Consider the following 23,557-nt stretch of genomic DNA (forward strand, 5'->3'; position numbering starts at 1 on the left):
CGGAGAGCATTAGGAGATGACCATGTCTACCAACCCACGGATTCCACTGAGCCTGGAGTTCTTTCCGCCCAAAACGCCGGAAGGCGCCGAAAAGCTGCGCACCGTGCGCCAGCAACTCTATGGACTGAAGCCTGAGTTTTGCTCGGTCACCTTCGGTGCTGGCGGCTCTACCCAGGAAGGCACGTTCAACACTGTGCGTGACATTCTGTCGGAAGGCGTGAGCGCGGCATCCCACTTTTCGTGTGTGGGTGCGACCAAGTCCACCGTGCGCGAGCAGTTGGCGACCTTGAAGGCCATGGGCGTAAAGCGCTTGGTAGCCTTGCGGGGCGACTTGCCCAGCGGCTATGGCATCGGCGGTGAGTTCCATTACGCCAGTGACCTGGTGGCATTTATCCGTGCCGAGACGGGCGATGACTTTCACATTGAGGTGGCGGCGTACCCGGAAGTGCACCCGCAGGCCAAGTCGCCGGCAAGCGATTTGCAGGCGTTTGCCACCAAGGTGAAGGCGGGTGCCAATTCGGCCATCACCCAGTATTTCTACAACTCCGACGCCTACTTTCGCTTCCAGGAAGAGGTGGATGCGCTCGGCATCACCGTGCCCGTGGTGCCCGGCATCATGCCGATCACCAGCTCTACCCAGTTGATGCGCTTCTCGGATGCGTGTGGTGCAGAGATTCCGCGTTGGATCCGTTTGCGTCTGCAGAGCTACGGGGATGATGTGGCCTCCATCAAGGCCTTCGGGCTGGAGGTGGTGACGGACTTGTGCGAACAGCTGCGTGCCGGTGGCGCGCCCGCGCTGCACTTCTACACCATGAACCAGAGTGCTCCCACACTGGCTTTGTGCGAAAACTTGGGCTTGGGCGTCTAAAGCGCCCTAGTCCTTTTCGTTGCTTTAACCGCCGGAATCGAGGGTGGACGTCGCGTTGGTGTCCTGACCCAGCAGTTCCACCATCTGGGGCAGCGCATCTTTGAGCGCAGCCTTGAGGGTGTGGGGTGGGTTGATCAGAAACATGCCGCTGGCGGGCAAGCCTGGGCGAACGACCTCACCCTCGGCATCTTGCGTGAGCTTGCTGGACTTGACGGTCAGCGTAGCATGCAGCCAAGATTTGCCGGCCTTGTTCGCCATAGTCTTGAGCTTTTTAGGGACGTCGTGGGCTTCCGGGCGAGGGATGATGGGGTACCACACCGCATACGTGCCGGTTGCAAAGCGTTGCATGGCATCTGCCACCATGCCGACCACGCGGGCGTAGTCGTTTTTGACTTCGTAGCTCGGGTCGCACAGTACCAGCGCACGGCGTGACGGTGGGGGCAAAAACTTCTTGAGCCCTTCAAACCCGTCTTCCCGCAAAACAGTCACTTGACGACCAGCTTCCAGCTGGGCCACGTTGGCGATCAGTGTTTTGGTGTCGGTGGGGTGCAGCTCGAAAAGCTTGAGCTTGTCGCGACCGCTCAGCAGGCTTTGGATGATGAAGGGCGAGCCGGGGTACACCGACCAGTGGTTGCCGGCGTTAAAGCCCGCCACCATGTCGATGTAATCCTGCAGGGCCGGAGCAAAAGGCTTTTCAGGCTTGGTGGCGACCAGTTTCAAAAAGCCCTCTGCGGCTTCCTCGCTGGTCTTGGCAAAGTCGCCATCCAGTCGGTACAAGCCCGCTCCGGCATGGGTGTCAAAGACGTTGAGGGCGGTTTCTTTTTGCGTCATATGACGCAACACAGCCAGCAAAGTGGTGTGTTTCAAGACGTCGGCATGGTTGCCGGCGTGGAAGGCGTGGCGATAACTAAACATCCCCTATGATACCTAGCGACCCGGGATGCCACGATGCATCCAGATTGGAACAGCGCTTAACGGCAGCGCTTTCGGGCATAAAAAAGATAGATTCCACCTCACACCATGGCTGACACCACGACACCGACCAATGCGCCCCGGCCTGTGGCTGCCGGGCACTTGGACGCCCTGGCGCCGGGAACGCGCTTGGCTGAGTTTGAGGTTGAAGGCTTGTTGGGCGTGGGTGGGTTCGGCATGGTGTACCGCGGATACGACCACTCCCTGCACCGCGCGGTGGCCATCAAGGAGTACATGCCGACCAGCCTGGTCGGGCGGGACAACACGCTGGCAGTCACCGTCAAGTCTGCCGCCGATGTGGGGTCGTTTGAGTCCGGCCTGCGTTCCTTTATGGCAGAAGCGCGCTTGCTGGCACGTTTTGACCATCCTTCCTTGGTGAAGGTGTATCGCTTTTGGGAAGCGAACAATACCGCGTACATGGCCATGCCTTTGTACGAGGGCATTACCCTCAAGGAAGCGCGTCGCCGCATGAGCGGGCCGCCTCCCCAAGCGTGGCTGCAAACGGTGTTGTGGTCGGTCTTGGCCGGCTTGAAGGTGCTGCACGACAACAATACCTTGCACCGGGATGTGTCGCCCGACAACATCTTTTTGCAAAACATCGGGCCGCCCGTGTTGCTGGATCTGGGCGCTGCACGCCGCGCGATTTTGGACACCAGCCACAAGCACACAGCGGTTCTGAAGGTGAATTACGCACCGATCGAGCAATACGCCGACGCCAAAGACATGCAGGAAGGGCCGTGGACGGACTTGTACGCAGTGGCCGCAGTGGTGCATGGCTGTGTTTGCAATGAACCGCCATTGCCCGCCACGTTCCGGGCGGTGCGCGACCGGATGCCGCCCTTTGCGCAAGTGGCCCAAACAGCACGTAACCATTTCAACCAAACCTATACCGATGGCTTCGTCAGGGCGGTGGAGCATGGCTTGACCATCGAACCCACCGCGCGCACGGCCAGTGTGGACGCATTCGCCCAGGAGATGGGGCTGAAAGCGCCGCCTGACCTGGTGCGCTTTGATTGGCGCAAAGCTCTGGGCGATGCGGTCACGCTAACCGAAACGGGCGATGACCCGGAGCCCATCCGCACCAAACTCTTGACCACGCAGTCGCCGCCGGATTTTGCCGATACGGTTTTCCAGCCGACAACCTACGACCAATCCAAAACCGTCAAGGTGGCATCCAAGCCCCACAAAGCTGAAAAAATCCGTGTCGCACAGCCGCCGCGCGCTGCCAAAACACGAGCCCCTGCGTGGGTGTGGTTGTTACCGGTTGCTGCCCTATTGGGCCTGGCCGTCTGGTTTTTGAAGCCGTCGCCAGCGGTGCTGCCAGTGGTTCCTGTTTCCGTTGCACTTCCTGCGGAGGCCTTGATCACGGAGCCTGCTGCGTCCGCATCCGCCGCGGAGGGGACCGTCAGCAAGCCTGTGAGCGTAGATGCGTCGGTGATGCCTCGGGCACCGTCTACTACAAGGGTGGCCCCAGTGCCGGTGCCAGCTGACAAAAATGCAGCGGCCAAACCAGCCCACCGCGGTGAGGGCAAGCCTGTCGAGGAAAAACCGGCAGCCCCAGCCAAAGACCCGACCAGCATCTGCGCGGAAGCATCGGTGTGGACGCGCACCATGTGCGTATTCCGCGAATGCCAGAAGCCGGAGTTTTACAGCCTGCCGGTGTGTGTGGCGGATCGCAAACACTGGGAAGAGCAAAACAAGAGCCGCAACTGACGGTTGCTGCCATCTATTTGGCGAATTCGCCCGCTCTTTGTATAATCGAAGGCTTCGCAGCGCTTTTGTGGCTCCGCGGCGAAGAATTCAACCTACCTAAGAGATTCCCATCAGAGGAACGCCGACCGTGGAAAAGAGCCCTCCCAAACCTTCTTTGTAAAGAGAAATCTCATGTCTACATTCAGCGCAAAACCCGCTGAGGTCGTGCACGAGTGGTTTGTGGTTGACGCGACCGACAAGGTCCTCGGACGAGTAGCCAGCGAAGTTGCTCTCCGTTTGCGCGGCAAACACAAGGCCATTTACACGCCTCACGTCGATACCGGTGACTTCATCGTCGTCATCAACGCAGCCCAACTCAAAGTGACTGGCACCAAGTCCCTGGACAAGGTGTACTACCGCCACTCCGGTTACCCCGGCGGTATCACAGCCACTAACTTCCGAGACATGCAATCCAAGCATCCCGGCCGCGCTTTGGAAAAAGCCGTCAAGGGCATGCTGCCCAAGGGTCCCCTGGGCTACGCCATGATCAAGAAGCTCAAGGTGTACGGTGGTGCTGAGCACCCCCACACTGCCCAGCAACCCAAAGTGTTGGAACTGTAAGGAGCTCTCATGATTGGTGAATGGAACAATGGAACCGGCCGTCGCAAATCCAGCGTCGCCCGCGTTTTCCTGAAAAAAGGCACTGGCAAGATCACCGTGAACGGTAAAGACATCGAAAACTTTTTCGGTCGTCAAACCTCCATCATGATCTGCAAGCAACCCCTGATGCTGACAAACCACGCAGAATCGTTCGACATCATGGTCAACGTTGCTGGCGGCGGTGAGTCTGGCCAAGCGGGTGCTACCCGTCACGGCATCACACGTGCATTGATCGATTACGACGCGAGCCTCAAGCCCGCCCTGAGCCAAGCCGGCTTCGTAACTCGTGACGCACGTGAAGTGGAACGTAAGAAGGTCGGCTTCCACGGCGCACGTCGTCGTAAGCAGTTCTCCAAGCGTTAATCACGCTGCAACATTACGTTGCAAACAAAAAGCCGCCCAAGTGCAAACTCAGGCGGCTTTTTTTATTCTGGCTGCTAGACTCCGCCCTCCATGAGATTCCGACTATTACGCCGCCGCCTCACCATCAGCGCGCCCCGCATGGCGGTGCGCAGTGCATTGCCTTGGCCGTTCCGCTGGGCCATGCTTGCCATCGTGCTGGGGTTTTGTGCCGCCATCGGTCTGTGGGCCTTTGAATTCGGCAAAGACATCGCCGGTCTGGAGAAGGGTTCCAAAGATGAGCTGATGCAGTTGCGTGCCAATGCAGCAGCACTGCAGGCCGAAATGGCAACGCTGAAGGCGGAGCGGGACAAGGCGCAGTCGATTGCGAATACGGCCGATACGCTGGTAACCGCCGAAAAAGCATCACAAGAAAAACTCATCGCACAGGTGAAGCAGCTGGAGGCGGACAACCGCACGCTACGCGATGATCTGGGCTTTTTTGAGAAGCTGATTCCCTCCGGCGGAACTGAAGGCGTGGCGATCCGCGGGCTCCAGGCGGAGTTGATTTCTCCGACCACACTAAAATGGCAGGCGCTGGTCATGCAGGCCGGCCGGAACACCCAAGAGTTTGCAGGTCGTTTGGAAATAACTCTGGTAGGAACGGCCAACGGTAAAGCCTGGACTGCTTCGTTGCCTGATGGGGCTATGTCCATCAAGCTCAAGCAATACGGGCGTTTGGAAGGAGAGTTTCAACTCCCCCCACAAACCGTGGTGAAAAGTGTGTCAGCGCGTGTACTTGAGGGAGCTACGGTCCGTGCGACCCAAACCCTCAAGCTCTAGGTCATCACGAGGTACGCCATGTTTAACAAGAATAAGCAGCCCCCCATCAAGAGCCTGATCGCCGACGGCACCGAAATCCAGGGCAATCTGTCTTTCTCCGACGGCTTGCGTGTGGATGGAAGCATTGTCGGCAACGTGTTGGCGGCAGATGCGGTGGCCAGTATTTTGGTGATTTCCGACTCCGCGAGCATCACCGGTGCCATCACGGCGGATCACATCATCATCAACGGGACGGTCAAGGGGCCTATCCATGCCCGCCGCATGCTGGAGCTGCAGCCCAAGGCGCGTATTGAAGGGGATGTGGAGTACGCCGCTTTGGAGATGCACCAAGGGGCGTTGATCGCGGGCCAACTCCGCCCCATGCTGGCTGGCGAAGAAAAACCCACACTGAAACTAGCGGCAAATAACCAGTAAGAGAATTCCCGAGCGAATTCCTGTAGTATTTGCCTATTCCTGAATTTGAATGGAGTCGCCATGAGCGCCGTCGCCGAAAACATCCAAACTGATATGCCCGCCCCCATCCTGTTTACCGACAGTGCTGCGGCCAAGGTGGCAGACCTGATTGCCGAAGAGGGGAACCCTGATCTGAAACTGCGCGTTTTTGTGCAGGGCGGTGGTTGCTCCGGCTTCCAATATGGTTTCACGTTTGACGAGATCACCAACGAAGACGACACGACCATGACCAAGAACGGTGTGTCTTTGCTGATCGATGCTATGAGCTACCAATACCTGGTGGGTGCAGAAATCGACTACAAAGAAGACTTGCAAGGCGCCCAGTTCGTCATCAAGAACCCCAATGCCACCACGACTTGTGGCTGCGGTTCGTCTTTCTCGACCTGACGTATTAGCCCTGCCGCCCGCACAGGGTCAAGCAGGGTAAATTGCTCCCAGTACGCGGGCGCCTCGGGCGCCCGTTACTTTTGGCAGGTTCCCAGTTTGCCGGAGTACGGTTTGGCGGGCCAGCCATGCAAATGCTGCTGCCTCCACTTGCAGTGGTGGCAAGCCCAGTGCGTCCGAGCTGGTGACCTTGCAGCCCGGTAAAAGTGCTTGCAAGCGTTGCATCAAGTGCTGGTTGTAGGCGCCGCCACCGCAGACTACCAAACGCTCGCAATCCGGCATGTTTTGCAGAAGTGCCTCCGCGCAGGCGCGCGCGGTGAGTTCGGTGAGTGTGGTTTGCACATCTGCAGCATGGGGTGTGCCGTGCGCGCTTTCGTAGGCCTGCAGATACTGGGCAAGCCAAGGGGTATTGAACAGGTCGCGCCCGGTGCTTTTCGGGGGCGTTTTCTGCAAGAAAGGCTCGGCAAGCATCCGGTCAAGCAACGCAGGCAAGACCGTGCCTGTGGCGGCCCAAGCGCCGTCTTCGTCGTAATGTTGGCCGGTGTGTGTGTGGCACCAGGCGTCCATCAAGGCATTGCCGGGACCGCAGTCAAAGCCCAGCACGGGCGTATCGGGGCTGGCATGCAACAGGGTGAGGTTCGAGATGCCGCCGATGTTGAGTACAGCCAGCCGATCCCCCTTCGGGCTGAAAAACGCTTGGTGAAAAGGCGGCACCAATGGGGCACCTTGGCCCCCAGCGGCCACATCGCGACTGCGGAAGTCGGCCACGACATCGATGCCGGTGAGCTCCGCCAGCAATGCGGGTTGGTTCAGCTGGGTGGTGTAGCCTGTGCCATCGAATTCACCTGGCCGGTGGCGCACGGTTTGGCCATGTGCCCCGATGGCGCGGATGGACGCTGCAGCGTTCCCCGTGTCGTGGAGCAGGCGCTCGACCACCTCGGCATACAGGCGCGCCAAACCGTTGGCGGCCAAGGCTCCACGGTGAATTTCATCGGGGCCAGACGTGTTGAGTGCCAAAAACTCGGCGCGCAGCGACTCCGAAAAGCCTGTGGCCCGGTGGGCCACGACGTGCATGGCGCCGTCGGCGAAGTCGGCCAGTACGCCGTCCACGCCATCCAGCGAGGTGCCGGACATTAGCCCGATATAGAGTTCAGACACGCGTTGCGCAGCTTATTCGGCGCTACCGGGGGTGAGTTGGGCTGCGGTGGCCAGCTGTGCCCGCATGGCCTGGGCCGCCTTGTCGAACACTGGTTTGGCGGCCAGGGACACGGGCACGGCCTCGCTCTGCCGCGCGATGGTTGCGGGGTCTTTGTGTGCGCCGTTGACCCGGAACTCAAAATGCAGGTGCGGGCCGGTGGCCCAACCAGTGGCGCCCACGGCGCCAATGTTCTGGCCCTGCGACACGCTTTGGCCTTTTTTCACATTGATGCGGCTCAGGTGGGCGTACACCGTGGTCTGGTTGCTCCGGTGCTTGACGATTACCACGTTGCCGAAGCCGTTTTGCACACCTGCAAAGTCCACGGTGCCATCTCCCACCGAGCGCACGGGGGTGCCGGTAGCGGCGGCATAGTCCAAGCCGAGGTGGGCGCGCCAGGTTTGCAAAATGGGGTGGAAGCGCATTTTGAAACCGCTGGTCACGCGGGAAAACTCCAGCGGAGAAGCCAGAAATGCCCGGCGCAGGCTCTCTCCGGCCAAGGTGTAGTAGCCGCCTTTGCCTGCAGCCACCGGGTCTTTGAACCACATGGCCTGGAATGGCTTGCCCGCATTCACAAACTCGGCGCTCAGTACCCGCCCGGCGCGCAAAGGCTCGCCATCGCCCTCCAAGGTTTCGTAGACCACCGAGAAGCGGTCGCCCTTGCGCAGTGCGCGATGGAAGTCGATATCTCCCGAAAAAATCTCGGCTACCTGGGTCGCGATCGAATCCGGCAGGCGCGCATCGTCCGTGGCAGCAAACAGGGAGCTGTTGATCACGCCGCTGGCCAAGCGGGTGTTGGCGACCAGGGGCAATGTTTCCACGGTGGAGCGGAATCCGCTGACTGTTTTTTCTACGGTCAGGCGCTTGAAGGTGCCGTCGTCATTCGGGCTCCAGCGGGCAACCAGCTTGTCCAGACCCTGGCGCTCATTGACTTCGGCAGTCACATTGCGGCCCGCCCGGCCCAGCAGGGCGGTTTGCACGGAGTTGTCTGCTCGCAAAAATGCGGCGGCTTGAGGGTCTATAACCCCTAAGCGCTTGAGCAGGGTGTCTGCGGTGTCGCTGGAGCGCGTAGCGTCGGATCGGTACAAGCGCATGGCTTGCGCGGCCACATCGTCGCTGCGTGCGGCAAGCAAGTCGCTTTGTACGGTTTCTACGACCGTGCGCACGGGCAAATCCGAGGCGTCGGGTGCCAGATTGGCCACGGCGAAGGTGGCGCCCGTGCCGCCCACCAAGAGGGCAGCAATCGCGGCGGTAATCTGTTTGGGATAGAGCTGAATGAATGCCGTGGCACGCGCCACGCACAACTCAACAGCCTGGTTCAGTCCATGCTTCAAATCAAAGACTCCGGTGTGGGGGATGCGGCCCGACTAAAATCCTGCCGCAGGCAACGAAAGCGTTGCAGAAAGGAGCCGGCAGTATAGCCGTCGCTCCATTCCCGGCCACAAGAAAAACCCTTATGAATCAAGCCTCAAGCCCCCAGTTAGTTGTAAGCGATCGTGTGCGCGAGGCCCTTGCGGTCACCCTGCGCGGTGTGGAAGAGCTTTTGCCCCAGGACGAGTGGATCAAGAAGCTCGTGAAATCCGAAGTCACCGGCAAGCCGCTGCGTATCAAGCTGGGGCTGGACCCGACAGCGCCGGACATCCACATTGGCCACACCGTGGTGCTCAACAAGATGCGGCAGCTGCAAGATTTGGGCCATACGGTGATCTTTTTGATCGGTGACTTCACCAGCATGATTGGCGACCCTTCTGGCCGCAACAGCACCCGTCCGCCGCTGACTGCCGAGCAAATCAAGGTGAACGCCGAGACCTACTACCGCCAGGCCAGCCTGGTGCTGGACCCTGCCAAAACCGAGATCCGCTACAACAGCGAGTGGAGCGACCCGCTGGGCGCGCGCGGCATGATTCAGCTTGCCAGCCGCTACACCGTCGCCCGCATGATGGAGCGCAACGATTTCCATGACCGCTTTAAGGCCGGCACCCCGATTGCGGTGCACGAATTCCTCTACCCGCTGATGCAGGGCTACGACTCTGTGGCGCTGGAATGCGACCTGGAGCTGGGCGGCACCGATCAGAAGTTCAATCTGCTCATGGGCCGCACCCTGCAGGCCGAATACGGCCAGGAGCCCCAGTGCATCTTGACCATGCCGTTGCTCGAAGGGTTGGACGGCGTGGAGAAGATGTCCAAGAGCAAGAACAACTATATCGGCATCTCTGAAGAGCCCAACACCATGTTCGCCAAGGTGCTGTCCATCTCCGACGTGCTGATGTGGAAGTGGTACACCCTGCTCAGCTTCAAGAGCGAGGCAGAGATTGCTGCGCTGAAGGCCGAAGTCGAGGGCGGGCGCAACCCCAAAGATGCCAAGGTGGCGCTTGCCAAAGAAATCACAGCGCGCTTTCACAGCGCTGCTGCGGCCGATGCGGCAGAGCAGGACTTCATCAACCGCAGCAAGGGCGGTATTCCGGACCAGATCGACGAAATCACCTTGCCGCTGGGTGAGGGCGGTGCGGCGGTGGGTATTGCTGCGCTGCTGAAGTCTGCGAACCTGGCCGCCTCCAGTGGTGAAGGCAACCGCCTGATTGACGGTGGCGGTGTGCGGGTGGACAGTAATGTGGTGAGCGACAAGGGCTTGAAGCTCGGCGCGGGCACCTACGTGCTGCAAGTGGGCAAGCGCAAGTTTGCCCGCGTGACGCTGGCGTAATTGCTCCTGTTTTTAAAGCTGCTTGCGCATGTTCCACAAGGGCTAGAGGCCGAAAACACCATGATTTCAGTCGTGCAACGTGTGCGTCAGGCCCGTGTCCGCGTGGCGGGGCAGACGGTTGGGGAGATCGGTCAGGGCCTGCTGGTGCTGGTCTGTGCCGAGCAGGGCGATACCGAAGCGCAGGGCGACAAGCTGCTGGCCAAACTGCTCAAGTTGCGCATCTTTAGCGACGCGGACGGCAAGATGAATCGCAGCGTGCAAGACCTGGATGGTGCGGGGCTGCACGGCGGCTTGCTGATCGTGAGCCAGTTCACGCTGGCGGCGGACACGTCTGGTGGCAACCGGCCCAGCTTCAAAGCGGCTGCTGCGCCCGACGAGGGGCGGCGTTTGTACGACTACTTTGTGGCCCAGGCCCGCACAGTGCACCCCATCGTGCAGACCGGAATCTTTGCGGCAGACATGCAGGTGGAGCTGGTCAATGACGGGCCGGTGACGATTCCGATGCGGGTGGCGCCTGGCGTCTGATTGCTACTGTTTTTGTAGCTGGTAGCGCTTGTTGCATGGGCGCTGGGGCTGAAAAGGCTTGGGGTTTGGTTTGTCCTTGCACGCGAGGGGAAGGGGTGTACGTTTTGCTTCGTGTCCCCCGCCCGCTATGCGGGCTCCTCCTTGACCTACGCAAAACGCACACCCCTTCCCCTCGCTGGACGCATCGGAATACCAACATCGCTGTATTCAGCGTCGCCTTTCAACTTCCGCTTAGGCGCACATCGAAAAATTACCCGCAGGAGTAGCTGCCTAGGGCGTTTTGCGCAGGTCAAGGAGGAGCGCGAAGCGCGGGGGACACGGAGCAAAGCGCCCTAGGCAGCTGCTCCGGAGCGAAAGCAAAAGCGTTGAAGTAATGAGTACCCAGAACGCGAAACACCCAGCTCAATACGGGTTCTTAAACCCCAACCGCGCCATGATCTCACTCTCACGCAGCTCCATCACTTCGGCGTCTTCGTCCAACTCATGGTCCCAGCCCTGGGCGTGCAGGGTGCCGTGGACGATCATGTGGGCGTAATGGGCTTCCAGCGTTTTCTTTTGCTCTTTGGCTTCTTTGGCAATCACCGGCGCGCACAGCACCAAATCGGCGGTCACCGGCTCCTGGGTGTAGTCAAACGTCAGCACGTTGGTGGCGTAGTCTTTCTGGCGGTACTCGCGGTTGAGCGTTTGGCCTTCTTCGGCGTCCACGATACGCACGGTGATTTCGCCATCCACCTCCAGGGTGTTGCGGATCCAGCGGATGACTTTGTGGCGCTTGAGTGCGTCGCGGTGTTTGTCTGCGTCTTGGATCTTGCCGAATTGCAGGGAGAGGCTGAGTTCTTGGAGCATGGGTTTCGTCATCGAAAAAAGGGTTTAGCCGCGACGTGGGCTGCGGGTCTTGGGCAGGCCTACGCGGGGGAGTTCGGGCTCCGGCTCAGGAATGGCGATCTGCGGCAGGTCTTCCAGCCGCGCGGCCTCGTAGGCATCCACGATGCGGGCGACCAGTGGGTGGCGCACGATGTCGGCGCTGGTGAGGCGGGTGATGGCAATGCCCGGCGTACGGCGCAGCACGCGTTCGGCTTCCACCAAGCCGCTCATCTGCGCCTTGGGCAAATCGATCTGGGTCAGGTCGCCGGTGATCACCGTCTTGGTGCCGAAGCCCACGCGCGTCAAAAACATCTTCATCTGTTCGGGCGTGGTGTTCTGGGCCTCGTCCAGGATCACAAACGCGTTGTTCAGCGTGCGCCCGCGCATGAAGGCCAGGGGCGCAATTTCCAGCTGCTGGCGCTCAAAGGCCTTGTGCACTTGGTCGTAGCCCATCAGGTCATACAGCGCGTCGTACAGAGGGCGCAGATAGGGGTCCACCTTCTGATTCAGGTCGCCGGGCAGAAAGCCCAAGCGCTCGCCGGCTTCCACAGCGGGGCGGGTCAGCACAATACGCTGCACCGAGCTGCGTTGCAGCGCGTCCACCGCCGCAGCCACGGCGAGATAGGTCTTGCCCGTGCCAGCGGGGCCGATGCCAAAGGTAATGTCGAACTCGGCAATGTTGTCCAGGTACAGCGCCTGGTTCTGGCTGCGGGGTTTGAGGTCCGCACGGCGGGTGGAGAGGCTGGGGCCATCGGCGCCCAATTCGCCATCGCCGCTGAGCATGAGCTGCACGGTGGAGGCGGCAATCGGCCGGCCGGCAATCTCATATAGCGCTTGGATCATTTCCATCGCACGCTGGGCTTTGGCCTTGGCGCCCTCTACCTTGAACTGCTCATGCCGGTGGGCAATTTTGACTTCCAGCTCGCGCTCAATGGTGCGCAGGTGTTCGTCGGTCGGCCCGCACAGGTGCGAGAGACGCGTGTTGTTCAGCGGGGTGAAGATGTGTTTGAGAATCAAGCTGATAATCCGGCAAAGCAGGGGACTGCGAGGGGGCGCTACAGAGGCACCCGTAGCGTGTAATACCCTGCATTGTCCCCAATTTGATCCGAACCGTGGCCTTGCTGGCCATCCACCACTCCAGAACCCCGGACTCCGCACCATGATCGGCAAACTCACAGGTATCGTCAGCGACAAAAATCCACCGCAAGTCATCATCGATTGCGGCGGCGTGGGCTACGAGGTGCAGGTGCCCATGAGCACCTTTTACAACCTGCCGGCTGACGGCCACAAGGTCACGCTGCTCACGCACTTTGTGGTGCGCGAAGACGCGCAAATCCTCTACGGTTTTGCCACCAGCACCGAGCGCGAGGCCTTCCGGGAATTGATCAAGATCTCCGGCGTGGGGCCGCGCACTGCTTTGTCGGTGCTGTCGGGCATGGACGTGGGTGACTTGGCACAGGCGGTGACCTTGCAAGAGGCCGGCCGCCTGATCAAGGTACCGGGCATCGGCAAAAAGACTGCCGAGCGCTTGCTGCTGGAGCTCAAGGGCAAGTTGGGGGCAGACCTCGGGGCACCTCTGGGCGCCGTGGGCGATGCGCAGAGCGACATCCTGCAGGCGCTGCTGGCCCTGGGCTACAGCGACAAGGAGGCGGCAGCCGCACTCAAGGCCCTGCCCAAGGATGTGGGTGTCAGCGATGGTATCAAGCTGGCCTTGAAGTCTTTAGCGAAATAAGCCTCTGGCGCCCGCCGTGCCTGCGCAGGCAGCTCTTTTTTTAGTAGCAAGCAGATGCCGTGAGCCTGCGGGTTTGCGATAGGTCTGGCCTCCCGCCGCTTGGCTACGATGCAGGCAGGCCCGCAGAGGCCGTGTCTGTTGACGTATCCACATAGAGAGGACCCGCCCCATGAAAATCGTATTGACCTTGAGCGCTGTTGCACTCGCCTTGTTCACCGGCAGCGCCTGGGCTGCCAAAGACTGCGAGCAACTCAAAACGGAAGTGGCTGCCAAAGCCGAATCGCACGGGGCCAAGAACTTCACCCTGGACGTGGTGGACCGCGATGCGGACTCCGGCAAAAAGCGGGTCGTCGGCACCTGCGAGGCCGGTAAAAAGAAGATCGTTTACACCCGCAACTGAGACAGCGTCGCCCGGTGATTAATCACTGGGCTTCGCGTACCGGCCGGCCGTTGATGGGCTGCACCGGCCGGGCATTGGCCGGGTACAACTGGGTGAACAAGCGCAGTTGGTTGCGGGCGATAGGCACTGGTTGTTTCAGCACCATCCACAGCACGCCCTCCGTGCAAGGGGGCGTGGTCAGCGAGCCGATGAACTGGTAGTAGCGCTGGTCGGCAGGCAACAGCTCATTCATGTTTAACAGCTCGCGCGGCATGCGCACCCGGTCGCCGGCGTCCAACGGCATATAGGTCCACACCTTGTCGATCAGCGGGTTGGGCGCGGCACCCGGGTCGAGCAGCACCGCCACCACGGCCAACTGGCCCTCGTCGTTTTTGTGCACCAAGTGGGCCACCATGGCAAAGCGCTTGTAGTTCACCGATTCTTCCGACGGTGTGTGGAAGTGGAACTGCAGCAGCCGGTAGCGTGAGCCGCGCACGCTGATGCTGTTTTCGCCTTGCACATCCACCTGGATGGTGTGGCCGTTGTTCACCACCGTGCCGTTGCTGGGCGTGTAGTTGAACTGCACCGGCTCGGCCGGGCCTTGCAAGGTGTTGCCGTCTTCGATGTTGATGGGCGACTGGCGCTTGCCGATGGCGCAGAGGTTGAACTCGGGCTTGAGCTTGCCCCAGGCCTGCGGGCCGGTTTCCCCCTCGTAGGCCCAGTGCACCTCGCCACCATGGGCATCTGCGCCCGCCGCAGCGTGTGCGGCTGGTGCGTCACCTTGTCCGGCCAGCGCAGCGGCGCGGGCCTGGATGTACTGGCGGCTGTTCAGCCCTGATGTCGCCGGGGCAGCTACGCGGCCGTTGCCAGCAGCAGCGGGTGCGGCGCCGCCATGCCCGCCCGAGACGGTGATGGTGAGTTTCTTTTTGGGGACGACTTCTTTGCCCAGTGCGTCCCGCAATTGGTCGCCGACATCTTTGGGGTTGGAGGCGCTGGTGGCGGTGATTTCGCCCACGGCCTCTTTTTTGGTGGTCTTGGCCGGAGCTTTTTCCAGCGGCTTCTTGGCGGGCTCTGCGTCGTTGGCCCAAGCGGCAGCGCAGCACAGCGTGGCGGCCAGCAAGGCGACGAGCGCTTTGGCAGGGCGGGGCTGCGGGGAGAACAGGGGGCGAATGGCCATGGCGGGCGCTGCCTTTCAAGCAAACACAGGTGCAAACGTCGGGCACGCCACGCGGCACGCCAGAGGGGGATAAGGTGCTTATCGGCAGTCTGCCGCCTTCTCTTGAGCGCGGCAAGCTGCGCGCTATAGTGGGCACCCCGCTGGAGTTTCTTGTTTTTTCTGCTTGGATAGGCCGCTGCTGTGAGCATTCAGACCGACGATTTTGCTGTTCCCCCACCGCCCGCACCCCGCGTGGTGTCGGCCGCGCCCGTGTCCAACAGCGAAGAGGCCATCGAACGCGCCCTGCGCCCCAAGTTGCTCGACGAATATGTGGGCCAGGCCAAGGTGCGCGAGCAGCTGGAAATCTTTATCGGTGCCGCCAAAAAACGCGATGAGGCGCTGGACCACGTGCTGCTGTTCGGCCCGCCCGGCTTGGGCAAGACGACGCTCTCCCACATCATTGCCCACGAGCTGGGTGTGAACCTGCGCCAGACCTCGGGCCCGGTGCTGGAAAAGCCCAAGGACCTGGCCGCGCTGTTGACCAATCTTGAAAAGAACGACGTTCTGTTCATCGATGAAATCCACCGCCTCTCTGCGGTGGTGGAAGAAATCTTGTACCCGGCGCTGGAGGACTACAAGATCGACATCATGATTGGCGAAGGCCCGGCGGCCCGCTCCATCAAGCTCGATTTGCAGCCCTTCACGCTGGTGGGCGCTACCACGCGCGCCGGCATGCTGACCAACCCGCTGCGCGACCGCTTCGGCATCGTGGCGCGGCTGGAGTTTTATACGAATGAAGAGCTGGCCCGTATCGTCAAGCGCAGTGCGGGCCTCTTGGGTGTGCCTATGGATGAGGACGGCGGTTTCGAGATCGCCCGCCGCTCACGCGGCACACCGCGGATTGCCAACCGCCTGCTGCGCCGCGTGCGCGACTTTGCCGAGGTCAAAGGCGACGGCAAGATCACTCTGGACATTGCCAACCGCGCACTGGCTATGCTGGATGTGGACCCGCAAGGCTTCGACCTGATGGACCGCAAGCTGTTGGAGGCCGTGATTCACCGCTTCGACGGTGGCCCTGTGGGGCTGGACAACATTGCCGCTAGCATCGGCGAAGAGCGCGAAACCATTGAAGACGTGATCGAGCCCTATCTCATCCAGCAGGGCTACCTGCAGCGCACCCCGCGTGGCCGCATTGCCACGCTGGCGGCCTACCGTCACCTCGGGGTGACGGCACCGGCGGGGCCGGTGGTGGATTTGTTGGGCGATTAAACGGCCGACTAAGACGCCGTTTTTTCGGCCGGCGTGTCGGCAACGCGTGCGAAGTGCACGATCAACAACTGCGCAGCAAAGTAAGTCACCAAAATCCAGAAAGAAGCCAGCGGCACCGGCGTGAGGAATTTGTTGATCGCGATCAGCGCATCACTCGCCATGAAGATGCAGGCACCCAAAGCCACGCGCACTGCAGCCGCATCGCCCAATGTGCTGGCCCGGCCCAGGGCTTGGGACGTCATCAAGCAAATTACCGCGATGTAGGCTGCTACGGCGATTTGCAGGCCCATGTCGGGCAAGTGGCTCCACAGCACGGCATAGACCGTAGCGCCGAAGGCGAGCACCACGTGTAAAGCGCGGCGGTTGGCAAACCACGGGGCATCCTGCCGGAACAGGGCGATGTAGAACGCGTGCGCCACCAGAAACGCTGCCAGCCCGGGGATGAAGAAGTCGCCCGGCAGCATCAAGAACACATCACCCGCTAACGAAAACACCAGCGAGGCCAACAGCAGGACTGTAGGTTTTGAGTGTTTTTGGCCAGTAGCGCTCGTGGAATATGCGCGAGCAGCTATGAAAAGAATAGCAATCGTCATGACCAGCGGTTTGGCCAGCAGGTGGCCGGGCAGCAGGTCTACCGCACTTAGGCTGGCCCAGGCGGCAGCCTCCACCGCCAACACCTCCAGCATTCCCAGGCCATGCTGCATAAAGCGGCCCACCGCCCATACCGAAGCAAACAGCCCTGCCGCATACAGCGCTGCATCGGCAAAGCTCAGGCTGTCCGCGACCCACAAAAAAGCAGCCACGGCGCCCAGCAGCCCCAAAAACTGCAGGCCTGCGAACCACTGTTGGGCGGTGGTCAGGGGCGGGTTGAAGGTCTGCACCTGTTCAAGCCGGAAGGCGGGTTTGGGGTGGGCGGCGGCCAGGTCTGCCGGTTGCCAGCCGGGCGGCATGACCCAGACACGCAGCTTGTCCATCCAGCGGCGGGTGGCCCAGCTGTCTTGGACCAGGCCCCAGTACACCTCGGCATTGGCCCAGACCGGGTCCCAGCTGTTGAGCGCGCCGCGGGTGCCGTACACGCAGGGCTCCTCTTCCTCGCGGAAGGTGCCAAACATGCGGTCCCACACCATCAGGATACCGCCGTAGTTTTTGTCGATGTACGGGTCGTTCACCGCATGGTGCACCCGGTGGTTGCTGGGTGAGCAAAACACGCGGTCAAACCAGCCCAGCTTGCCGACCTGCTCGGTGTGCACCCAAAACTGATAAAGCAGGTCGATGAGCGCCACGATGCCGAAAATCAGCGGTGGCACCCCGGCTATGGCCATAGGGATGTAGAAGATCCAGCCGAAAAACGCTCCGCTGCTGGTTTGGCGCAGGGCGGTCGAGAGGTTGTAGTGCTGGCTCTGGTGGTGCACCACATGGGCCGCCCAGAACAGCGCTACCACGTGGCCTGCACGGTGCAGCCAGTAGTAGCAGAAATCGTAAAACACCAAAGCCAGCACTACGCCGTACCAGGTGCTCCAGAAAGCGAGGTCGGGGTACCAGGCCACTGCGTTGAACACGGCGGCATAGATGCCCACGGTGAGCACTTTGGTCAGCACGCCTGCTACCTGGCTCAGGATGCCGAGGCTGATGCTGTTGATGGCGTCGTTCAGCCGGTAGGCCCGGCTGCCGGGTACGCGGGCATTGGCGCGCCGGCTCCAGGCGAACTCCAAGGCGATGAGGAGAAAGAAAACCGGGGTAGCGAAAACGATGATTTTGCTCATGCGGCATTTTTGCCGAGCAAGCGCTTGGTGCCGATCGGGGGAACCCTAGGCCGGGCTGGAGGGGGGCGTCTATTTCCGCCCGCGGAAGTCCCGCCACTGCACGCGCGTGAACCAGCCGGTGACGCCGCCAAGTACCGTGTAAAAAGCCAGCAGACTCCAATCCACGACGGGGAAATCCCATGCAAACCCGATAACGGCAGATACGCTGATCAAACAAAGCAGCCCGGAGAGCAGCGACCAGATCAGCGCGAGGAAGCGCTCCACGCCGGTCTTGACGTTCTCCATGGTGTGCCGGGTTTCCTGCCAGGCATCAGCCGCATCGGCCAGCGGGCTTTGGGCTTGGGCTTCCAGCGCTTCAGCCACGTTGCCTTGTTGGACCAGCGCTGCAAAGTCACCTTGTTGCGGGCGACTGGCCCGTTTGCGCCACCACAGGCCGAAGAACACTGCGGCGATGACCGCGACGATGAGGCCGGCATACAGCAGTTGGTCTTGCCAAGGGACGGAGCCGGCGTGCAGCACGTAATGGAGCATGGCAGGTTCCGGTCGGGCTTCAGGCGGTGGTTTCGTCCAGCGCGTCGTCTTCCAGATGGCGCGCATCGCCCCAGCCGACCAGGCTCAGGCCGTCCGGTGTCCACAGTAGCCGGTTGATCGCCGCGTTGCCCAGGTGCCAGGTGCGCGGGGCATGCAGCTCCTGCCGGGTGGCCAGGCGGTAGAGCATGTCCATCACGCCACCATGGGCCACCAGCACGATGTGCTCGCCCGGGTGGCGCGCCGCAATGTCGTCCACGGTGGCTTGCACGCGGGCCAGCAGCTGGGTGGGCGTTTCGCCACCGGGCGGGGCGAAGTGGGGGTCGCGCTGCTTCCAGCGGCGGGACTCGTCGGGCCACTTTTCGGCAATGTCGGCCCAGGTCTCGCCTTCAAAGGTGCCGAAGCCTCGTTCACGCAAGCCGGTGTGCAATTGCACCTCGCGCGCGCTCGCTTGGGCGGCGTAGCGGGCAATGGCCTGGGCGGTGGTGTGGGCGCGTTGCAGGTCGCTGCTGTAAATGCGGTCTATGGATTCGTCGGCCAGTGCCTGGCCCACGCGCTCGGCTTGCCAGAGACCGCGGTCGTTCAGGCCGATGTCGAGTTGACCCTGAATGCGGGTGTCCACATTCCAGGCGGTTTCGCCGTGGCGCACGGCAATGATGCGGGTGACGGACATTCAGCGGGCCTCTTGTCCGGGGGCGGGCAGCTCTACCACCACGCGGCGGGTGCCGGGGTTGGGGTAGTCCTTGAGTGCGGCTTCCAGCATGGGCGGCACGAGGTTTAGGGTGTCGCGCCAAGGGCCGTCGAACACGGCGGTGGTCTCGTAGGCGACCTGGCTGGTGCTGCTGTCGCGCAGGGTCAGGTGTACGCGGTGGCGGTACCAGGGCACTTCGATGTCCGGGGTCATGGGCCACTCCTCGTACCAGCGTCCGTCAGCACCCTTCACCAAGCGGGGGCGGGGCGGGCGGTAGTGCGGGTTGCGGATGTTGTCTACACCCAGGCCGACCTGGGCCAGGTAGCGGCCCGATGTGTCATTGCGGGTGAGGCCGATGCGCTCCAGGGCCTCCTGCGCCATGCTCTCCAGGGTGTCTTGCAAACCCAGGTTTTGCTGCTGCGAGGGCAGGCGCTCGAAGCGGAAGTCTGCTGTGCTGGCGGGCAGTACGTTGCCCGCAAAACTTTGCACATCGCTGTCGATCATGCGGGGCAGGGAACACGCGCCCAGCAAAGCGACCGATATCAAGGCAAAAAACCGTTGTAGCGCCCGCAGAATCATCGCAATATGCTCCTGAATTTATAGCGATACCACTTGCACGCCCGGCAAGCCGGAAAGGCTGGGCAGTGCGGGCGCGGGCAGGTCTTCCGCGTCGAAGGCTTTGTCGCCGTTCTCGTCAGCGATGCCGGTGGGGCGGATGTTCTTGAAGTCGTGCTTGGTGTGGTCCATGAGGTGCGAGGGCACCACGTTTTGCAGCGCAGTGAACATGGTCTCGGCGCGACCGGGGTATTGCTTCTCCCAGTCGCGCAGCATGTTGCCAATCTGCACGCGCTGCAGGTTGGTCTGGCTGCCGCAGAGTGAGCAGGGAATGATGGGGAACTCGCGGTGCGCGGCCCAGCGGATCAGGTCTTTCTCGGCCACATAGGCTAGCGGGCGGATCACGACGAATTCGCCGTTGTCGCTGGTGAGTTTGGGCGGCATGCCTTTGAGCTTGCCGCCGAAAAACATGTTCAGGAAGAAGGTTTGCAACATGTCGTCGCGGTGGTGACCCAGTGCGAGTTTGTTGCACTTGAGCTTGCGCGCCACGTTGTACAAAATGCCCCGGCGCAGGCGGCTGCACAGGCTGCACATGGTCTTGCCTTCGGGGATGTTGCGCTTGACGATGGAGTAGGTGTCTTGCGTTTCGATGTGGAATTCCACCCCCAAATTGGCCAGGTACTCAGGCAGGATGTGGTCGGGGAAGCCGGGTTGCTTCTGGTCGAGGTTGACCGCCACGATTTCGAAGTTGATGGGCGCGCGCTGCTGCATCTTGAGCAGGATGTCGAGCATGCCGTAGCTGTCTTTGCCGCCGGACATGCAGACCATGACGCGGTCGCCTTCTTCAATCATGTTGAAGTCCACAATGGCTTGGCCCATCTGGCGGCACAGTCGCTTTTCCAGCTTGTGGGTTTCGCGCTCGATCTTGAGTTCTTTGTTGCGGTTTGCAGCAGCTTCCGCCGCTTCCGCCGCTTCGGTGGTGGTGTCTTCTTCAACCCATGTAGCGTTCATGCTTCTCTCCTTGTTGCGTTGGTGCAATGGCGGGGTGGATCACTGTCCTTGTCAATTGAATATGCAAATTAGTCCCAAAGAAATCAATCATTTGGGTGATCTTGGGACTATTTGATTTGATGTCTGAGTATGCAAATTGGATTGCAATCCAATTGTCCAGAAGCAATTTCGACAATTGAAGGGCACTGAAGGAGCACCGCTACCGATGTCCAATGATATTTCAAAGTAAAAAAACGGTGAAATCTTGGGCAAAACGGGCCAATATTCCGAATCCAAGTCCTGAAGAATGACCGATTCCTGCGGTTGTGATTTGTGCAGGAGCGGCGGTAGCATTCCTGCATTTATCCCCTGCTGTATCCCATGATCCGCTTTGCACCGCTCTGATTTAGCCTCATGGTCATCATCTGAGGGCTGATATTGAACTCGTTTGCAGCGGCATGTGGATGTGTTGCCGCCGACCGAAAGTTGACAGTGTGAGATCGAGAGTGCCGATCCAAAATTGACAGGGGTGTTCCACTGCCCTGCTGAAACTTTCAGCAGGGATGTAAAAGGTGATCACCATGGACATGATTGGCAAGGTGCGGCGCATGAAGTTGCGCGACCAACTCTCTGACGGAGAGATTTGCAGACGAACGGGACTGGCCAGAAACACGGTCAAGAAGTGGCTCAAGGCTCCCGGCGACATAACCCCGAAGTACGAACGCAAGAAGCTTGAGGGCAAGCTCACGCCATTTGAGCCTGTGCTGGAGCAAGCGCTGCGCACGGACGCACACCGGGCTAAGCATGCACGGCGCACTGGCAAGGCGCTATTTGCGCAGATACAGGCCCAGGGATACCGGGGTGGCTACAGCGCAGTGACTGACTTCATTCGATCATGGCGTGAAGAAAGAGCCAAGGACCCCACCAAGGCCTTTGTGCCACTGAGCTTCGAGCTCGGTGAGGCCTTCCAGTTCGACTGGAGTGAGGAGGGGCTGCTGGTTGGCGGTGTGTTTTACAAGATGCAGGTGGCCCATTTGAAGCTATGCGCCAGTCGTGCCTTCTGGCTTGTGGCCTACCCTGGGCAGGGCCACGAGATGCTGTTCGATGCGCACACCCGGTCATTCCATGCGCTGGGTGGTGTTGCCAGGCGTGGCATCTACGACAACATGAAGACTGCAGTGGACAAGGTCAAGAAGGGCAAGGGGCGCATTGTTAACGCGCGCTTCTCGGCGATGTGCAGCCACTACCTGTTTGATCCCGACTTCTGCAATGTGGCATCGGGCTGGGAGAAAGGGGTAGTGGAGAAGAACGTGCAGGACAGTCGCAGGCGCATCTGGATTGAGGCTGGTACGCGACGCTTTGGATCGTTCGCTGAACTCAACACCTGGCTCGGGGAGCGGTGCCACTCGATCTGGGCTGACACGGCGCATCCCATTCACAAGCAGTTCACCGTAGCGGAGATGCTGGAGTTGGAGCGTCCCCATCTCATGTCCATGCCTGTTCTGTTTGATGGCTACGTGGAGAAGCCTGCACGGGTCAGCAGCACTTGTCTGGTTGCTGTGGCGCGCAACCGTTACTCCGTGCCATGTGAGTGGGCTGGGCATCTGGTGAGCACACGGTTGTATCCCAACCGCGTGGATGTTGCATGTGCGGAAACCATCATCGCCAGTCACGCCCGAACTCCGGGCAGCGGCCAAACGACATACGACTGGCAACACTACATTGAACTAATACAGCGCAAGCCTGGTGCGTTGCGAAACGGGGCGCCGTTCCTGGATCTGCCCGCGCCTTTGCAGCGCTTGCGCAAATCCCTACTGCGACACGCAGGAGGAGATCGCACGATGGCACAGGTGTTGGCCACTGTACCGCAGGCTGGATTGGACGCCGTGTTGGTGGCGGTTGATCTGGTGCTTGAAGGGGCCACGCCCAATGGCAGCGTCAGTGCTGAGCATGTGCGCAATGTGCTGGCACGGCTGAATGCACCGCCCAGGCCCGAGCATGCACAGACCGCTTTGCAACTAACCCACCTTCCCATAGCTGATACCGCACGCTACGACCGCCTGCGGCCCACCCATAACGATGACCAGGGAGTCTTCCATGCATGATGCAGAACGCAACGTTCAAAGCGAGCTCAAGGCCTTGCGACTCAATGGCATGGCCAATGCCTGGGGCGACCTGATGGAGCAAGACGGCGGCGCAACAATCCAGAGCTCACGCTGGCTGATTGAACACTTGCTCCAGGCCGAGGATGTGGACAGGCACATGCGCTCCATTGCCCATCAGATGAAGGCAGCACGCTTCCCGATTCATCGGGACCTGGCAGGCTTCGACTTCGAAGTCTCACCAGTGGACAAAGCGCTCATCAAAAAGTTGGCGGACCTCACGTTCACGGAGGATGCACAGAACGTTGTTCTGATTGGTGGTCCTGGCACCGGTAAGACCCATCTGGCGACTGCGCTGGGAATCTCTGGTCTGACACACCATTCAAAGCGTGTGCGCTTCTATTCCACGGTTGACCTAGTCAATGCGTTGGAGCAGGAGAAGGCCAAGGGAAATCCAGGTCGAATCGCCCTGAGCTTGATGCGCATGGACTTGGTCATTCTGGACGAACTGGGCTACTTGCCATTCAGCCAGGCCGGGGGAGCATTGCTGTTCCATCTGCTGTCCAAGCTCTATGAACACACCAGCGTTCTGATCACTACCAACCTGACGTTTGCAGAGTGGTCAGCCGTGTTCGGGGATGCCAAGATGACCACGGCATTACTGGATCGACTCACCCATCACTGCCACATCGTTGAGACTGGCAATGAGTCCTACCGGTTCCGGCACAGCTCAAAGGAGGCCAAGGGAAAGATCAAATCAAGGGAGCAATACCGCCGGGCCGAAGCCAGTCAGGAGGTGACAAACCCCTAAAGGACTATAGTTATCCACAGTCAGCAGCCTAACTGCTGGCTACAAGCCCCCTATCAAAATTGAATCGGCACGCACTGTCAAGATT

Annotated in this window: 25 protein-coding genes; 14 read left to right on the plus strand and 11 right to left on the minus strand. The window is 60.6% G+C overall.

What is annotated here, in order from left to right:
- Positions 1-22 precede the first annotated feature (22 nt).
- Entirely contained in the window at positions 23-868 is an 846-nt protein-coding gene (gene metF, locus FDM28_RS16205) for a methylenetetrahydrofolate reductase [NAD(P)H] (protein ID WP_420853033.1), read from the plus strand.
- Between the two features lie 24 nt (positions 869-892).
- Here the strand turns inward: metF and FDM28_RS16210 are convergent, their stop codons facing one another.
- Positions 893-1,783 carry a 23S rRNA (adenine(2030)-N(6))-methyltransferase RlmJ gene (locus FDM28_RS16210; protein ID WP_138517012.1) on the minus strand — a complete coding sequence of 297 codons (891 nt, stop codon included), beginning with the start codon at positions 1,781-1,783 and terminating at the stop codon, positions 893-895.
- Positions 1,784-1,888: 105 nt separating this feature from the next.
- Here FDM28_RS16210 and FDM28_RS16215 point away from each other — a divergent pair, with 105 nt between their 5' ends.
- From FDM28_RS16215 to erpA, 6 genes are all read left to right on the plus strand, one after another.
- Positions 1,889-3,553 carry a serine/threonine protein kinase gene (locus FDM28_RS16215; RefSeq protein ID WP_138517014.1) on the plus strand — a complete coding sequence of 555 codons (1,665 nt, stop codon included), beginning with the start codon at positions 1,889-1,891 and terminating at the stop codon, positions 3,551-3,553.
- A gap of 171 nt (positions 3,554-3,724) precedes the next feature.
- Entirely contained in the window at positions 3,725-4,153 is a 429-nt protein-coding gene (gene rplM / locus FDM28_RS16220; protein WP_087495115.1) for a 50S ribosomal protein L13, read from the plus strand.
- Positions 4,154-4,162: 9 nt separating this feature from the next.
- Positions 4,163-4,555 (plus strand): 30S ribosomal protein S9, encoded by a 393-nt coding sequence (gene rpsI, locus FDM28_RS16225; RefSeq protein WP_138517015.1) that lies wholly within the window; start codon positions 4,163-4,165, stop codon positions 4,553-4,555.
- Between the two features lie 138 nt (positions 4,556-4,693).
- A complete protein-coding gene (locus FDM28_RS16230) occupies positions 4,694-5,374 on the plus strand; it encodes a DUF6776 family protein (protein WP_338110199.1) in 681 nt (226 codons plus the stop codon).
- A gap of 18 nt (positions 5,375-5,392) precedes the next feature.
- Positions 5,393-5,788, plus strand: a complete 396-nt coding sequence (locus FDM28_RS16235; protein WP_138517019.1) for a bactofilin family protein — start codon at positions 5,393-5,395, stop codon at positions 5,786-5,788.
- A 60-nt stretch (positions 5,789-5,848) separates the two neighbouring features.
- Positions 5,849-6,214: an iron-sulfur cluster insertion protein ErpA gene (gene erpA, locus FDM28_RS16240; protein ID WP_138517021.1), complete on the plus strand. Its 366-nt coding sequence runs from the start codon at positions 5,849-5,851 to the stop codon at positions 6,212-6,214.
- 27 nt (positions 6,215-6,241) lie between these two features.
- Here erpA and FDM28_RS16245 read toward each other — a convergent pair whose 3' ends face one another.
- Both FDM28_RS16245 and FDM28_RS16250 read right to left on the minus strand, forming a co-directional pair.
- On the minus strand, positions 6,242-7,369 hold the full coding sequence (locus FDM28_RS16245; protein ID WP_138517024.1) for an anhydro-N-acetylmuramic acid kinase: 1,128 nt from the start codon (positions 7,367-7,369) through the stop codon (positions 6,242-6,244).
- 12 nt (positions 7,370-7,381) lie between these two features.
- Positions 7,382-8,740 carry a M23 family metallopeptidase gene (locus FDM28_RS16250; protein WP_138517026.1) on the minus strand — a complete coding sequence of 453 codons (1,359 nt, stop codon included), beginning with the start codon at positions 8,738-8,740 and terminating at the stop codon, positions 7,382-7,384.
- A 122-nt stretch (positions 8,741-8,862) separates the two neighbouring features.
- Between FDM28_RS16250 and tyrS the strand changes: the two genes are divergently transcribed.
- Together tyrS and dtd are read left to right on the plus strand one after the other, a co-directional pair.
- The gene (gene tyrS, locus FDM28_RS16255; protein WP_138517028.1) at positions 8,863-10,107 is read left to right on the plus strand and encodes a tyrosine--tRNA ligase; all 1,245 of its coding nucleotides are present in this window, start codon (positions 8,863-8,865) and stop codon (positions 10,105-10,107) included.
- A 60-nt stretch (positions 10,108-10,167) separates the two neighbouring features.
- On the plus strand, positions 10,168-10,632 hold the full coding sequence (dtd, locus tag FDM28_RS16260) for a D-aminoacyl-tRNA deacylase (RefSeq protein ID WP_138517030.1): 465 nt from the start codon (positions 10,168-10,170) through the stop codon (positions 10,630-10,632).
- A 402-nt stretch (positions 10,633-11,034) separates the two neighbouring features.
- Here the strand turns inward: dtd and ybeY are convergent, their stop codons facing one another.
- Positions 11,035-11,478 (minus strand): rRNA maturation RNase YbeY, encoded by a 444-nt coding sequence (ybeY, locus tag FDM28_RS16265; RefSeq protein ID WP_138517031.1) that lies wholly within the window; start codon positions 11,476-11,478, stop codon positions 11,035-11,037.
- A 24-nt stretch (positions 11,479-11,502) separates the two neighbouring features.
- Positions 11,503-12,513, minus strand: a complete 1,011-nt coding sequence (locus tag FDM28_RS16270; protein ID WP_138517033.1) for a PhoH family protein — start codon at positions 12,511-12,513, stop codon at positions 11,503-11,505.
- A 142-nt stretch (positions 12,514-12,655) separates the two neighbouring features.
- On the opposite strand from FDM28_RS16270, the gene ruvA reads away from it, so the two are divergent.
- Complete coding sequence (gene ruvA / locus FDM28_RS16275) at positions 12,656-13,228, plus strand: Holliday junction branch migration protein RuvA (RefSeq protein ID WP_138517035.1); 573 nt, start codon at positions 12,656-12,658, stop codon at positions 13,226-13,228.
- Between the two features lie 169 nt (positions 13,229-13,397).
- On the plus strand, positions 13,398-13,628 hold the full coding sequence (locus tag FDM28_RS16280) for a DUF1161 domain-containing protein (protein ID WP_138517037.1): 231 nt from the start codon (positions 13,398-13,400) through the stop codon (positions 13,626-13,628).
- 22 nt (positions 13,629-13,650) lie between these two features.
- Here the strand turns inward: FDM28_RS16280 and FDM28_RS16285 are convergent, their stop codons facing one another.
- Positions 13,651-14,784 carry a carbonic anhydrase gene (locus tag FDM28_RS16285; protein ID WP_138517038.1) on the minus strand — a complete coding sequence of 378 codons (1,134 nt, stop codon included), beginning with the start codon at positions 14,782-14,784 and terminating at the stop codon, positions 13,651-13,653.
- Positions 14,785-14,964: 180 nt separating this feature from the next.
- Between FDM28_RS16285 and ruvB the strand changes: the two genes are divergently transcribed.
- Positions 14,965-16,032, plus strand: a complete 1,068-nt coding sequence (ruvB, locus tag FDM28_RS16290; RefSeq protein ID WP_138517040.1) for a Holliday junction branch migration DNA helicase RuvB — start codon at positions 14,965-14,967, stop codon at positions 16,030-16,032.
- A gap of 8 nt (positions 16,033-16,040) precedes the next feature.
- On the opposite strand, the gene FDM28_RS16295 is transcribed toward ruvB, so the two are convergent.
- The 5 genes from FDM28_RS16295 to ttcA form a co-directional block, all read right to left on the minus strand.
- Entirely contained in the window at positions 16,041-17,795 is a 1,755-nt protein-coding gene (locus tag FDM28_RS16295) for a lysoplasmalogenase family protein (RefSeq protein WP_138517042.1), read from the minus strand.
- A gap of 69 nt (positions 17,796-17,864) precedes the next feature.
- Entirely contained in the window at positions 17,865-18,326 is a 462-nt protein-coding gene (locus FDM28_RS16300) for a hypothetical protein (protein WP_138517044.1), read from the minus strand.
- 19 nt (positions 18,327-18,345) lie between these two features.
- On the minus strand, positions 18,346-18,996 hold the full coding sequence (locus FDM28_RS16305; protein WP_138517046.1) for a histidine phosphatase family protein: 651 nt from the start codon (positions 18,994-18,996) through the stop codon (positions 18,346-18,348).
- A complete protein-coding gene (locus FDM28_RS16310) occupies positions 18,997-19,593 on the minus strand; it encodes a DUF4136 domain-containing protein (RefSeq protein ID WP_138517048.1) in 597 nt (198 codons plus the stop codon).
- An 18-nt stretch (positions 19,594-19,611) separates the two neighbouring features.
- Positions 19,612-20,580, minus strand: a complete 969-nt coding sequence (gene ttcA / locus FDM28_RS16315) for a tRNA 2-thiocytidine(32) synthetase TtcA (protein ID WP_138517050.1) — start codon at positions 20,578-20,580, stop codon at positions 19,612-19,614.
- A gap of 560 nt (positions 20,581-21,140) precedes the next feature.
- Here ttcA and istA point away from each other — a divergent pair.
- The gene (istA, locus tag FDM28_RS16320; RefSeq protein WP_138517052.1) at positions 21,141-22,664 is read left to right on the plus strand and encodes an IS21 family transposase; all 1,524 of its coding nucleotides are present in this window, start codon (positions 21,141-21,143) and stop codon (positions 22,662-22,664) included.
- A complete protein-coding gene (gene istB, locus FDM28_RS16325) occupies positions 22,657-23,472 on the plus strand; it encodes an IS21-like element helper ATPase IstB (protein WP_138517054.1) in 816 nt (271 codons plus the stop codon). Before istA ends, istB begins: the two co-directional genes overlap by 8 nt.
- Positions 23,473-23,557 lie beyond the last annotated feature (85 nt).

It is taken from the genome of Rhodoferax bucti (assembly GCF_005876985.1).
In the GTDB taxonomy this organism is placed as follows: Bacteria; Pseudomonadota; Gammaproteobacteria; order Burkholderiales; family Burkholderiaceae_C; genus Allorhodoferax; species Allorhodoferax bucti.